Raw genomic sequence first — 13,155 nt, 5'->3', positions numbered from 1 at the left:
GCGCGAGCCTATACTGGTGGCGAGTACAAGAAGTGATTCGGGAGCCCCTACGATGTTCGCTCTCATGCAAAGCACTCGCCTTGAATCCCTGCATCTGAGCGTCGACTCGGTCACCGGGTTGAAGGCGGTCATTGCCATTCATAACAGCCGTCTGGGGCCTGCCCTGGGAGGTTGTCGTTACCTTGCCTACCCTAGCGACGAGTCTGCGGTCGAGGATGCCATTCGCCTCGCCCAAGGCATGAGTTACAAAGCGGCACTCGCCGGTCTGGCGCAGGGCGGCGGCGTGGCGGTGATTGTGCGACCGGTCCATGTGGAAAACCGCGCGGCACTGTTCGAAGCGTTTGGCCGCTGCATCAATCAACTCGACGGCCGCTACATCACTGCCATCGACAGCGGCACCTCGGTGGCGGACATGGATTGCATCGCCCAACAGACCCAACATGTCACCAGTACCACCTCGGCGGGTGACCCGGCGCCTCACGCGGCGATGGGCGTGTTCACCGGCATTCGTGCCACCGCCATGGCCCGTCTGGGCAGCGATAACCTCGAAGGCTTGCGCGTGGCTATTCAAGGCCTGGGCAACGTCGGTTATGCCTTGGCCGAGCAGTTGCACGCCGCCGGTGCCGAACTGCTGGTCAGCGACATCGATCACGGCAAGGTGCAACTGGCCATGGAGCAACTCGGTGCTCACCCGATCGCCAACGAAGCATTGCTCAGCACGCCTTGCGACATTCTCGCGCCGTGCGGCCTCGGCGGCGTACTCAACAGCAATACTGTTACGCAACTGCGATGCTCGGCGGTGGCCGGTTCGGCGAATAACCAACTGACTCATCTGGATGTCGCGGATCAACTGGAACGACGAGGCATTCTTTACGCGCCGGATTATGTGATCAATGCCGGCGGGCTGATCTACGTCTCGCTCAAGCACCGAGGCGAAGAGCTGACGACCATCACCGCGCACCTGTCGAAAATCAGCTCGAGGCTGACCGAAGTCTTCGCCCATGCCCAGGCGGAGAAACGTTCGCCCGCACGGGTGGCAGACGAGTTGGCGGAGAAAGTGTTGTACCGCTGAAATCAGAGACAAGATCAAAAGATCGCAGCCTGCGGTGTAGTGGTTCAGTTTTTTTGCACCACTCCGTAGGAGCATTAAGCCGCCTGCTGCTCAAACAGCGCAGGCGGCAAGTTGTTCGAGGCTGAGTGGCAACGGCGATGGTTGTAGTGCGAGATGAAATCCATCACATCCTTCTCCGCTTCGAAATGATTCTGGTATCCGTTTTCCGGCATCCAATCGTGCTTCAACGTCCTGAAGTAGCGCTCGACTACTGCGTTATCCCAGCAGTTACCTCGACGACTCATGCTCTGAACGATCCGGTTTTCTGCCAAGCACTCAACAAAGCGATCGGCGGTGTATTGGCAGCCCTGATCAGAGTGAAATAGCAGTTCAGGCATCGGACGGCGTAGTGCTACCGCAAGCTTCAGTGCCTTCATAGACAGCTCGGCATCCGCTGTTCGTGAGCAAGCCCATCCCACAATCCTGCGCGAAAACAGGTCCATCACCACTGCCAGGTACAGCCAGCCATGTCCCACTCTGATGTAGGTGATATCACCTGCCCAAAGCGTGTCTGACCGGGCTGGATTGAAACGACGATCAAGTATGTTCGGTGCAACGACAGCTGGCTTCGTGGCCCGGCGATAGTGCGCATAACGTGGCCTGCGCCGCTGTAGGTCAAAGGTCTTGATCAAGGTACGCATTCGATAACGCCCTATAAAAACTCCCTCTTTCCTCAACTCCTTGGATAGCCCGCGAGTACCCAATGCTTCTCGATGCTGCTTATGCAACGCACGAAGTTTACTCCCCAGATCTCCCAAAACTGGTCGCTGCCGCACGGCTTTACGTTTCACGTAATAGCTGCTGCGGGCCAAGCCGAACAAGACACACATACGCCGAATCGACATTGCCCCTCTGATGCCATCAATCACTTGGTTCGACCGAACAGAACCTTTAGATGAGAGGGCAATTGCTTTTTTAGCACTTGGTTCTCGGCTTCAAGTAGCGCCAGTTTCGCCTGGAGCGACTCAATCAGCTCCTGATCCTGTAGGCGAGGAGCTTGCACAATTCCTTCCTGCTCCCGGCGCCAGCGTGAAACCCAGCGGCGTAACGCTGTTGGCCCCACACCTGTAGCCTCACAGGCTTTAGGTATGGAGTAATTCATCTCCACAACCAAGCGAATGGCTTCCGCTTTTTCCTCAGAGGTAACAACCCGATATCCCATGATGCTTCCTTAAATCGACGCTCCTACATCATGGTCCAAAAACGTTCGACCACCACACGGCAGCTCCTACAGTGGATTCGTGTTCATCTGTAGGAGCTGCCGCAGGCTGCGATCTTTTGATTTTCGGACATGAAAAAGGCCCTGAGCCATTGGACTCAGGGCCTATTCAATTCGGGTGTTTCTTACTTGGGTGCCTTGGCGGCTTTGGCTGGCTTGGTCGACTCAGCAGCTTCAGCTACTTCAACGGGTTCGGCCTTTTCAACCACATCAGCCGGCGCATTCAGCAGCTCGGACAACGCATCCGGCTGACTCTTGAACGCCTTGGCGAACACATCGCGGTTCTTCGCCATGTAGATCCCGGCTTCTTCCACTTGCTGCTCGGTCAGGGACGGAACGGCTTTTTGCAACACTTCAGCCAGCAATTCGGCCAGTTCGAGCATTTTGTCATGACGGTCAGCTTCGGCTTTATCCATGAACAAGCGCTCCAGATCTCGGCTGCTGCGGTATACCACTTCGACGGCCATTCACCACCTCACATGCCTTTACGATAGTTGTCTGTTTCTACTACTGTACTTATATACAGCGAAAAGGATAAGCGAATCCCTGCGCTTTGGGTAGTGGCTTTTTAATGTAGACCGAAATCAGCGTTTGTCAGGTAAACCGTGTGGCCCCCTTCGTCGGAATGCCGCCCAGACCAAGCCCGCTCCCACAAGGGATTTGCGGCGTTCACAAAACCAGTGTGGGAGCGGGCTTGGTCTGGGCGGCATTCCGAGGAAGGCGTCGGTCCAAACACCGCCGACGTGCCTCATGTCACCCCGTCACCATCTCAATTCACAGCCTCTGGCCTTTTTTCTGCATGCAGAACAACCGTCACGTCCAACCCGCATCATCCGCTCGACCGAGCTAAGGAAGAATCATCGTGAAAATCAACTGGGCCGAGAACCTGCGGCAGAACGTACACCAACTGGCCGAGTCCCTGGGCAATCTGTTCGTCGAGACCTTCCACTATCTGGCGCTGTTCGCCATTGGTGCGGTGACCGCGTGGGCCGCGGTGATGGAATTTTTGGGGATGATCGAAGAGGGGCATATCAAGATCGATGACATCTTGCTGCTGTTCATCTACCTCGAACTGGGCGCAATGGTCGGGATTTACTTCAAGACCAACCACATGCCGGTGCGCTTCCTGATCTACGTGGCGATCACCGCGCTGACGCGGCTGCTGATCTCCAACGTCTCACACCACAACCCGCCCGATCTCGGCATCATTTACCTGTGCGGCGGAATTCTGCTGTTGGCGTTTGCGATTCTGGTGGTGCGTTACGCCTCGTCGCAATTCCCTTCGGTGAAGATCGAACACCCGCAACGCAAGATCGGTGCGGGTTCCGGTGAGCATCCAGAAGTGGAGAAAGGTGAACTTTAAAACCGCATGGCTAGCTGTTGCTGGTCTTTGGCGGACGGCGGCGGCAGGTTGCGGTTGTCGCCGTCGGTCATCGCTTCGAGGATGGACATGGCGCTATGGCCCTGTTCGATGGCAATGCCGAACTGGATGCTTTGCACCAGACGTTTGAGGCGCTTGGGGTCATTGCGTTGGTCGGCGCTGATTATCCGTTTGGCCACGATACGGCCACTGTTGGACAGGGTCAGCATGATGCTGCCGTCCAGACCCTGAATGCTCAGGTTGATCTGGTAATCCGGTGCAAAGGCATCGGTGATGAGCTGAAAAGGGTTGTTCATGATGCGTCACCGCTTGATTGAACGTGCAGTAATTGACCGGTCTTGATCGGGTTGGTTCGCGACACCAGAACATCGGCATGTCGCTCGCCGAGGTTTCAAAAGTCCTTTTTGCTCGATAGAGATGTAGCAAGGGGCATGCCGGAAAGACTTTCGGACAGTGATCGCCCCCCTGTAGGAGCGAGCTTGCTCGCGATGGACTCAAGGGCGGCGCGTCTACCCAGAAAACACGCGTTATCGTTGACGACCATCGCGAGCAAGCTCGCTCCTACAAATGAAACCTTTTCCTGCCCGTTTCAGGGCATGAATGAGTAGATGATCACTGACGGTGCAATCAGACCGATCAGCGCCACGAACACGTTCGACGCCTGGCCCGAATACTGGCACAAGGCCGGCACGCGGCGGATGGCGTACATCGGCTGGCGGTGCCGAATCACAAACGTTACGTGTTGCTCTATGCGCCGGGGGCGCTGAGCCATCCGGGCGTGCGCGCGGTGCATGACTGGCTGGTAGAAGAGGCGGGGGTTTTTCGAAGTCTGCACCCGCTGGCGGAGCGGCAGATGTGAGTAATTATGACAAAGAAGTGAAGCGACCCAACTCCCGACCTTAACAGCGCTTTTGCTCCTTGTCCGACTTTTTTTGCGAATGAAAATTTATCTTTTTTCAGGGGTTGAATTGTTCGGCGCACAGACCGATTGTGTAAGTAAGAGGTCACGGTGACGACGCCCAAGGGCCAGCCGAAGGGCCTCTCGCGAGCTAGCTGAAATAAGGGATGAACTATGCAAATCCAAGTCAACAGCGATAACCATATTCAAAGCAGCATCCGACTGGAGGAGTGGGTACGTACTACCATTGAGAGCACGCTCGAACGTTATGAAGAGGACCTGACACGCGTCGAGGTCCACCTGCGGGACGAGAACGGCGACAAGCCTGGTCCCCACGATTTGCGCTGCCAGCTGGAAGCGCGGCCAAAAGGCCATCAACCGATTTCTGTCACCCATAAGGCCGAGAACCTGGAACTGGCGATCGACGGTGCGGCTGAAAAACTCGAACACGCGCTGGAACATCTGTTCGGCAAACTGCGGGGCAAACCACGTGCCGCGGTGGTGCCGTTCGAAAGAGTAGCGGCCGATGCGCTGCTGGAAGACGAGTTTCTCGAGAACGAACAGGCTGCACTGAACGGTTGACGCCTGACTCACTTTTTATCTTTCCACCCCTGAAAACGGGCCTGCTTATGCAGGCCCGTTGTTGTTTCAGGGTTTGGTTGATTCTGCAGGTTGATGAATACCTGTGGCGAGGGAGCTTGCTCCCGCTGGACTGCGAAGCAGTCCCAAAACCTGCCACCGAGTTCTATCAGGTAAACCGTGTCAGTCGGTCTGCGACTGCTGCGCAGCCGAACGGGAGCAAGCTCCCTCGCCACAATGAAGTCCTGCCCCCGAGACATCGTCAGTCTCAAAGGCGCTGATCCGAACTGTTTTGCGTATGAGAATATTTATCATTAGTATTGCGACCTTGTTGGCCTCCTGACTTTCTCGCGGCCTCACCCGTTTCAAGGTCGAAACATGAAAGTACTCCCCGTTTCCTATCGGTTGGCCGTCACGTCGCGAGTGCTGGCCGCGGTGCTCGGCGGCTACATCGTCGCGGCGCTGTCCAGTGTCAGCCTGAGTCTTTGGTTGCCCATGGCCCGCGCCGACGCCGTGGTGACCGGGATGATGACGTCGTTTCTCGCCTACCTGTGCGCGGTACTCTGGTGCTTTGCCTGCCGCAGTGCATGGCAAGCCTGGCTCGGGCTGATCGTGCCGAGCCTGGTGCTGGCGTCGGTGTCGGGACTGGCGTACTGGATGGGCCACTCATGAAGGAGGGCTTTCGTCAGGCGATGGCCTGGCTGCACACCTGGGCCGGGTTGACCTTCGGCTGGTTGCTGTTCGCGATTTTCCTGACCGGCACGCTCGCCTACTTCAAGGATGAGATCAGCCACTGGATGCAGCCGGAAATCCCCGCGCGCTCAGTGACTTCCGAGGCCAGTCTGACCTTGGCGCAGAACTACCTTGAGCAACACGCCGCCGGTGCCTCGCGCTGGCTCATCGACTTGCCCGATGCCCGCGAACCCGGCCTGTCGGTACGCTGGCAGCAAACCCCGGCCAAGCGTGGCGAACGCGGCCAGTTCACGGAAAAACTCCTCGACCCGCAAACCGGCGCCGAAGTGCAGGGCCGCGAAACCACGGGTGGCGAGTTCTTCTACCGCTTCCACTTTCAGCTGCAAATGCCTTATCCGTGGGGCCGCTGGTTGTCGACCATCGCCGCCATGGTGATGTTCGTCGCGTTGATCAGCGGGATCATTACCCACAAGAAAATCTTCAAGGACTTCTTCACCTTCCGCCCGCGCAAGGGCCAGCGTTCCTGGCTCGACGGGCACAACGCGGTGGGCGTTCTGGTGCTGCCGTTTCACCTGATGATCACCTACAGCAGTCTGGTGATTTTCATGTCGATGGTGATGCCGGCGAGCATCCTCGCCTCGTACAACGGTGATGTCCGGGCGTTTTACGATGAAGTGTTTCCCGCTTTCACGACGCCGGAGCCTGCGGGCCAGCCGGCTCGGTTGGCGCCGCTGGCACCGCTGCTGGAACGGGCGCGGGAGCAGTGGTCGGGCGGGCGTGTCGGGCGGCTGACCGTGAACAATCCGGGCGATGCGAATGCCTCGGTCGTGCTCGTGCGTGACGGCGCCGACCGCGTGGTCCACGACTTCGGCAGCGCCGTGAGCTTCAATGGCGTCACCGGACAGCTGCTCGTCACGACGCCCGAGCAATCGCTGCCGAGGGCGATTGCCGGCAGTTTCTACGGCTTGCACATGGGCCATTTCGCCGGTCCGGTGCTGCGTTGGTTGTACTTTATTTGCGGGTTGGCCGGCACGGCGATGATCGGCACCGGGCAGGTGATCTGGCTCGGCAAGCGTCAGCTCAAGCATGCGAAAAGCGGCGTGATGCCGTTCGAGTTGCGGCTGGTGGAAGTGCTGAACATCGCCAGCATGTCCGGGCTGATGGTCGCCGTGGCGGCGTTCTTCTGGGCCAATCGCGTGTTGCCGGTGGACATGGCCGGCCGTGCGGATTGGGAAGTGAACAGCTTCTTTATCGTCTGGGGCCTGAGTGTGCTGTATGCCATGGTCCGCCGTGGCCGTGCGGCGTGGGTTGAGCAGTTGGCGCTGGCGGCGCTGCTGTTTGGCGCGGTGCCGGTGCTGAACGCCCTGACCACGCCGTTTCACTTGGGAATCACGCTGGTGCAGGGCGATTGGGCCATGGCCGGTTTCGATTTGACGTGTCTGGGCAGTGGTCTGTTTTTCGCCTGGGCTGCGTGGAAAATGCAGCGGTCTGGGCAGGCTGAAATCGTCAGACGCCAGCGTGCGCAGCCGATCACCCTTGAGCGAGAGGCGAACTGAATGTTGCTGGCCCTGTTGCTCTGTTACGGCGGTTTCACCGCGCTCTGTTTATCGATGGATCGGCATCACGCCGAGTTGTTGGGCCGCAAGCCATCGGCCCGTCGGCGCCCACTGATGAAACTCGGTGGCTGGCTGTTGCTGGTCTTGTCGCTGTGGGCGGCGGTGTCTTCGACCGGTTGGGGGCTTGGGTTGGTGGAGTGGTTTGCGGTGCTGATGCTCAGTGCATTGCTGCTGGTGCTGTTGATGCCCTATCAACCGCGACTGGCGTTGTCGCTGGCCGGTGTGTGCCTGCTCATCAGCCCCGTTGCCGCACTTGCGCAGTATTGACCCGATGATCAGCAGCCCACCGGATTCCCATGACGAAGAACCTCGCGGAGCGCGTGCGCATTTTCTGCAGGTGTTTCTGTCCCAGCGTTCGCAAATGGAAGCGTTGGTGAACCGTCGCGTGGGGTGTCGGGCAACGGCGGCGGACCTGGTGCAGGATTTGTTTTTGCGCTTCTGGCGCCGGCCGCTGGTGCAGGTCGAAGAGCTCAGCACGTACCTGTTGCGCTGCGCCGGCAATATCGCCATCGACCACTTGCGCAGCGAAGGCACGCGGGTGCGGGTCAATGAAGGCTGGCAACCGGATCAGCCGGACAGTCACGGCAGTGAACCCCAAGCCGCGCTGGAAGCCGGCAATGATTTGCGCCACGTCGAAGCCGCATTGCGCGCGTTGCCCGAGCGCACGCGGCAGATCTTTTTGCTCAACCGCATCCATGGTCGCAAGTACGCCGAGATCGCCAAGGCGATGGGTTTATCCCAAAGTGCCGTGGAAAAACATATGATGCGCGCCCTCGAAGCCTGCAAGGCCAGCCTGCGGGCCCCCGAACCGCGCACGCCAAGGAAAGCACCGTGAATCAGCTTGACCGCGTCACCCCGACGCCCGCTCAGGAACAGGCTGCTTTCGCCTGGCTGAGCCTGCTGCATGACCAGCCGAGCAGCGGCGACCAGGCCAGGTTCAGCCATTGGCTGCAGGCCGATCCCGCGCATGCCGAGGCCTATGCCCAGGCGCAAGTGGTGTGGGAATTGAGCGAAGTGCCGGCGCGCACGTTGGCCAATGAAGATGCGTTTGCCTTGCAGGGCTACCTCAACGCCATGAATCACTCGCGCCGCAGCAGCGTTCGGCGCTGGTCCGGTGCATTGGCCATGGCGGCGTGCCTATTGTTGATGATAAGCCTCGGCTCAGGCTGGCAGCCGATGCGCTGGGTTGATGATCTTGGGGCTGATTATGTGTCGGCTCCGGGGGAAATTCGCACGGTCACGCTGGCGGATCAATCGCAAGTCACCCTGGATGCCGACAGCGCCATCGCGGTGGATTTCAGTCGCGGTGAGCGTCACGTTCAGTTGCGTCGTGGCGCCGGTTTTTTCAGCGTGACGCACACGGGCGATCCGTTTGTTGTTGATGCTGAAAAGGGTCAGGCGCGAGTGCTGGGCACACAGTTTGAAGTGCGTCTGCAGCCGCATGGCGCGCAAGTGACGGTGTTGTCTGGCCGGGTCGGCGTGACGGCGGACAAGCACGCCGAGCAGCAGATTCTGACCGCCGGCCAGCAAGTGGCTTACGGCGGCGGTTCGGCGGAAAAACTGCAGGCCGTGGACAGCGAAGCACAGTTGGCGTGGCGTCAGGGCTGGCTCAATTACTACAAGGCGACACTGGCCGATGTGGTGCAGGATTTGCGGCGTTATTACCCGGGGCGGATTGTGCTGCTCAATGATGAACTGGCGGCGCGGCGGGTCAGCGGCAGCTTTCCGAGCAAGGATCCACAGGCGGTGTTGAGTTCGTTGCAGGGGGTGATGGGGTTTGAGCAGACCAAGGTGATGGGGCATCTGATTATTTTGCGGTGAAGCAAAGTCAAAAGATCGCAGCCTTCGGCAGCTCCTACAGAGGGATGCGTTCTTCTGTAGGAGCTGCCGAAGGCTGCGATCTTTTGATCTTTTCAAATATTTTCAAAATTATGGTGAGGTAAACCCAAGCCCCATCCGTGTAGTGACTGAAACTGCGAGTCATTCGCATCCGTAGCGGTTCTACACAGGTCATGAGCAATGAAGTCCAGGGCAAAATCGGGTTCGGTCAAACAGTGGTTGGGTGCCTCGGCGCTGGTTATCTCGGCATCGGGCATTTCGGCATTGGCGTTGCTGCCATTGAGCGTGGCATTGGCCGCTGAGGCCGACACGACGCAGCAGCGTTCGCAATTCAACTTTGCGATGGCCGCCAAACCGCTGCCCCAGGCCTTGAGCGACTTCAGCCGGATTACCGGCATCAGCGTGGTCTACACCGATGAAGCGCCCTACGGCATTACCGCGCCAGCGGTCAGCGGGCAGATGAGCGCCGAACAGGCGATCCAGCGTTTACTCAGCGGTTCGGGTTTCACTTTCCGCCGCACTGATGCTCACACCCTGGCGCTGGAACCGCTGCCCACCGAAGGCACTTTGAACCTGGGCGCCACCACCATCACTTCGGTGATGGATCAAACCATGAGCTATCAGCCGCCGCCGACCAGCTCGGTCATGCGCTCATCGGCCTTGCTCCAGGAAATCCCCCAGACCGTCAACGTGATCCCGGCCCAGGTCATTCGCGACCAGGCGCCGCGCAACCTGGACGATGCGCTGGCCAACGTCAGCGGCATCACCCAGGGCAACACGCTGGGCAGCACCCAGGATTCGGTGATGACGCGCGGCTTCGGCGACAACCGCAACGGTTCGATCATGCGCGACGGCATGCCGGTGGTGCAGGGTCGTGGTCTCAACGCCACGGTCGATCGGGTCGAAGTGCTCAAGGGCCCGGCCTCCTTGCTCTACGGCATCCAGGACCCGGGCGGCGTGGTCAACATGGTCAGCAAGAAGCCAGAAATTGAGCAGTACAACGCATTGACCGTGCGCGGCTCGACCTACGGTGATGGCAAAAACGGTAGCGGCGGCGGCCTCGACAGCACCGGCGCGCTCGGTGATTCCGGGCTGGCGTATCGCATGGTGCTGGACCACGAAGACGAAGATTACTGGCGCAACTTCGGCACCCACCGCGAGACCTTGGTGGCGCCATCCCTGGCCTGGTTCGGCGAAAGCACCCAGCTGGTGTTCGCCTACGAACACCGTGAATTTCTGACCCCGTTCGACCGTGGCACGCTGATCGACCCGCGTGACAACCATCCGCTGGACATCTCCCGCGACCGTCGTCTCGACGAGCCGTTCAACAACATGGAAGGGCGCTCGGACCTTTACCACTTCGAGGCCGACCACGAACTCAATGACAACTGGAAAGCGCACTTCGGCTACAGCTGGAACCGTGAAACCTACGACGCCAGCCAGGTGCGCGTCACCGCGATCAACACCGCCAAAGGCACGCTGACCCGCAGCATGGACGGCACGCAAAACGCGATCAGCACCGACCGCTTCACCACCGCCAGTCTCGAAGGCAAGGTCAATGCGTTGGGCATGCAGCATGACTTGGTGTTCGGCGTCGATGACGAGTACCGCAAGATCTATCGTGAAGACCTGATCCGCCAGAAAAGCCTGACCACCTTCAGCTACCTCAACCCGGTCTATGGCCGTGAAGTCGCCGGCACCACCGTCAGCCCGGCCGACAGCGCGCAAACCGATCAGTTGCGCAGTGATTCGCTGTTTCTGCAGGACTCGATCCACCTCACCGACCAGTGGATTCTGGTGGTCGGCGGACGTTTCCAGGAGTACGACCAATACGCCGGCAAAGGCGTGCCGTTCAAGGCCAACACCGACAGCAACGGCCAGAAGTGGGTGCCGCGCGCCGGCCTGGTCTATCGCTACACCGACGCGTTGTCGTTCTACGGCAGCTACACCGAATCGTTCAAACCCAACTCGACCATCGCACCGTTGAGCGGCAGCAGCGCCGTGCTCGACGGCAGTATTGCGCCGGAAGAAGCCAAGTCTTGGGAAGTGGGGGCCAAACTGGATATTCCGGGTCGTGTGACGGGGAACGTCGCCCTGTTCGACATCAAGAAACGCAACGTGCTGGTGGCCAATTCCGAAGGCCCGGTGACGCTCTACAGCGCTGCCGGCGAAGTGCGCTCCCGTGGTCTGGAAGTGGATTTGACCGGCCAGCTCAGTGACCGCTGGAGCATGATCGGCAGCTATGCCTACACCGATGCCGAGGTCACCGAAGACCCGACCTACAAAGGCAAAAAACTGCAAAACGTGGCGAAGAACACCGGCTCGATATCGGCGGTTTACGACTTCGGCACTATCGTTGGTGGCGATCAGTTGCGGGTCGGCGCGGGCGCGCGGTATGTCGGTGAGCGGGCGGGCAACGCGGTGAATGATTTTGATCTGCCGAGCTACACCGTGGCCGATGCGTTCGCCACCTACGACACCAAGGTCGAGGGGCAGAAGGTCAAGTTTCAGCTCAACGTGAAAAACCTGTTTGATCGCACCTACTACACGTCGGCGGCGAGCCGGTTCTTTGTGTCGATGGGGGATTCGCGGCAGATCTCCTTGTCCAGCACCTTAGAGTTCTGATCAGAGACCGCGTTATCGTTCTTCGCGAGCACAGACGCCAAATATCTCGGGACTACCGCAAAAACGCCTGCCGATATTCGCCAGGCGTCCCACCGAGAACCTGCCGAAACCGGTTGGTGAAATGACTCGCACTGGCAAACCCGCACGCCAACGCAATCTCCCCCAACGGTTGCGATGTTGCGCGCAGTAACTCCCGCGCCCGGCTCAGCCGCCGCGCCAACACATACTGATGCGGCGGCAAACCAACGCTCTCTCTGAACATCCGCGCAAAGTGATATTCCGACAGCGCACACAACCCCGCCAACTGCCCCAGGCTGATGGCCTCGGCCAACTGACTGTCGATGAATTCGACCAATTGCCGTCGCTGGTGCGCCGCCAATCCGCCCTTGAGCCGCAAGCCGTCGCGCCTCCCGACCTGGCCGAGCAGCACGTGGCTGAGCATTTCATGGGCCAGGCTGCTGGTCAGCAGACGTTCACCGGGTTCATCCCAATTGAGCGTGAGCATCTGGCGAAAACGCCGGGCTTGTTGCGGGTCGTCGAGAAAGGTTCCTTCGCGCAACTGCAGCTCGCGAGGTTCACGGTCCAGCAGCGTGACGCAACCGAGGGCGAATTGTTCGGGGCTGAAATACAGATGGGCCAGGCGAATGTCACCGTTGATCACCCAGCCTGACTGATGGTCGGCGGGCAAAATGCACAGCTTGTCCGGGCCGCCCTTGGTGCCGGGCTGGTCGCGGCGAAAGGTGCCGGTGCCGCCGGCGATGTAGCAGGACAGAGTGTGGTGGCTCGGCGCTTCGTAGTCCTGGGCGTCGTGATGGTTGCTCCACAAGGCTGCAGCCATGCCGTCACCGAGCTCGGCGCTGTGCTCGAGGCGAGCATTGGGCGAGCGGTTGAGGGCTTGAAAGACTTGCAGGGTTTCCAGTGCGGGCATGATCGCTTCTCTTCAACGCCTTGCATCCTACTCCGTAGACATTGGCCTGCCAGCCCGTCGACCGACAAAAGCGCAAGTTTATGCAAGTGCGTGTGTGTTTGGCGCAGCACACTGGATCCTTAATCAGGCAATGCCCTGTGGCGAGGGAGCTTGCTCCCGCTTGAGTGCGCAGCACTCACAGAACTGGCAAAACTGGCCCGAATTTTGGGGCCGCTTCGCAGCCCAGCGTCGGAACGCCGCCCGGAGCCAAGCTCGCTCGCCACAAA

Annotated in this window: 13 protein-coding genes and 3 pseudogenes; 10 read left to right on the top strand and 6 right to left on the bottom strand. The window is 59.5% G+C overall.

The genetic code is table 11. The features are described 5' to 3' along the window. Nucleotides 1–52 precede the first annotated feature (52 nt). Nucleotides 53–1,072: a Glu/Leu/Phe/Val dehydrogenase family protein gene (locus ACYZTL_RS11095; protein ID WP_008025318.1), complete on the top strand. Its 1,020-nt coding sequence runs from the start codon at nucleotides 53–55 to the stop codon at nucleotides 1,070–1,072. A 74-nt stretch (nucleotides 1,073–1,146) separates the two neighbouring features. On the opposite strand, the gene ACYZTL_RS11090 is transcribed toward ACYZTL_RS11095, so the two are convergent. The 3 genes and pseudogenes from ACYZTL_RS11090 to ACYZTL_RS11080 form a co-directional block, all read right to left on the bottom strand. After that, nucleotides 1,147–1,941 carry an IS3 family transposase gene (locus ACYZTL_RS11090; RefSeq protein WP_461950135.1) on the bottom strand — a complete coding sequence of 265 codons (795 nt, stop codon included), beginning with the start codon at nucleotides 1,939–1,941 and terminating at the stop codon, nucleotides 1,147–1,149. 35 nt (nucleotides 1,942–1,976) lie between these two features. Further along, the gene (locus ACYZTL_RS11085; protein WP_461951414.1) at nucleotides 1,977–2,273 is read right to left on the bottom strand and encodes a transposase; all 297 of its coding nucleotides are present in this window, start codon (nucleotides 2,271–2,273) and stop codon (nucleotides 1,977–1,979) included. Nucleotides 2,274–2,542: 269 nt separating this feature from the next. Continuing rightward, nucleotides 2,543–2,797: pseudogene (locus ACYZTL_RS11080) on the bottom strand (YebG family protein); the annotation flags it as partial. Between the two features lie 395 nt (nucleotides 2,798–3,192). Between ACYZTL_RS11080 and ACYZTL_RS11075 the strand changes: the two are divergent. Continuing rightward, the gene (locus ACYZTL_RS11075; protein WP_461951826.1) at nucleotides 3,193–3,693 is read left to right on the top strand and encodes a phosphate-starvation-inducible protein PsiE; all 501 of its coding nucleotides are present in this window, start codon (nucleotides 3,193–3,195) and stop codon (nucleotides 3,691–3,693) included. Here the strand turns inward: ACYZTL_RS11075 and ACYZTL_RS11070 are convergent. Further along, nucleotides 3,690–4,007, bottom strand: a complete 318-nt coding sequence (locus ACYZTL_RS11070; RefSeq protein ID WP_461951825.1) for a DUF3509 domain-containing protein — start codon at nucleotides 4,005–4,007, stop codon at nucleotides 3,690–3,692. The genes ACYZTL_RS11075 and ACYZTL_RS11070 overlap by 4 nt on opposite strands. Nucleotides 4,008–4,300: 293 nt before the next feature. After that, a pseudogene (locus ACYZTL_RS11065) lies at nucleotides 4,301–4,423 on the bottom strand (HAAAP family serine/threonine permease); the annotation flags it as partial. Here ACYZTL_RS11065 and ACYZTL_RS11060 point away from each other — a divergent pair. The 8 genes and pseudogenes from ACYZTL_RS11060 to ACYZTL_RS11025 form a co-directional block, all read left to right on the top strand. Then, a pseudogene (locus tag ACYZTL_RS11060) lies at nucleotides 4,424–4,570 on the top strand (LysR substrate-binding domain-containing protein); the annotation flags it as partial. A gap of 213 nt (nucleotides 4,571–4,783) precedes the next feature. Then, nucleotides 4,784–5,191 (top strand): HPF/RaiA family ribosome-associated protein, encoded by a 408-nt coding sequence (locus ACYZTL_RS11055; RefSeq protein ID WP_461951824.1) that lies wholly within the window; start codon nucleotides 4,784–4,786, stop codon nucleotides 5,189–5,191. 375 nt (nucleotides 5,192–5,566) lie between these two features. Then, nucleotides 5,567–5,860, top strand: coding sequence for a DUF3649 domain-containing protein (locus ACYZTL_RS11050; protein WP_461951823.1), 294 nt, complete (start codon nucleotides 5,567–5,569; stop codon nucleotides 5,858–5,860). After that, nucleotides 5,857–7,437, top strand: a complete 1,581-nt coding sequence (locus tag ACYZTL_RS11045) for a PepSY-associated TM helix domain-containing protein (protein WP_461951822.1) — start codon at nucleotides 5,857–5,859, stop codon at nucleotides 7,435–7,437. The genes ACYZTL_RS11050 and ACYZTL_RS11045 overlap by 4 nt, the downstream gene beginning before the upstream one ends. Further along, the gene (locus ACYZTL_RS11040; RefSeq protein ID WP_461951821.1) at nucleotides 7,438–7,764 is read left to right on the top strand and encodes a DUF3325 domain-containing protein; all 327 of its coding nucleotides are present in this window, start codon (nucleotides 7,438–7,440) and stop codon (nucleotides 7,762–7,764) included. A 4-nt stretch (nucleotides 7,765–7,768) separates the two neighbouring features. Next, entirely contained in the window at nucleotides 7,769–8,332 is a 564-nt protein-coding gene (locus tag ACYZTL_RS11035) for an RNA polymerase sigma factor (RefSeq protein ID WP_461951820.1), read from the top strand. Next, a complete protein-coding gene (locus ACYZTL_RS11030) occupies nucleotides 8,329–9,318 on the top strand; it encodes a FecR family protein (protein ID WP_461951819.1) in 990 nt (329 codons plus the stop codon). Before ACYZTL_RS11035 ends, ACYZTL_RS11030 begins: the two co-directional genes overlap by 4 nt. Nucleotides 9,319–9,516: 198 nt before the next feature. After that, nucleotides 9,517–11,961: a TonB-dependent siderophore receptor gene (locus ACYZTL_RS11025; RefSeq protein ID WP_461951818.1), complete on the top strand. Its 2,445-nt coding sequence runs from the start codon at nucleotides 9,517–9,519 to the stop codon at nucleotides 11,959–11,961. A 52-nt stretch (nucleotides 11,962–12,013) separates the two neighbouring features. Here the strand turns inward: ACYZTL_RS11025 and ACYZTL_RS11020 are convergent, their stop codons facing one another. Then, complete coding sequence (locus ACYZTL_RS11020) at nucleotides 12,014–12,889, bottom strand: helix-turn-helix domain-containing protein (protein WP_461951817.1); 876 nt, start codon at nucleotides 12,887–12,889, stop codon at nucleotides 12,014–12,016. Between the last annotated feature and the right edge of the window lie 266 nt (nucleotides 12,890–13,155).

This window comes from Pseudomonas sp. LB3P81 (assembly GCF_054897965.1).
This window is presented reverse-complemented; position numbering and strand designations above follow the sequence as displayed.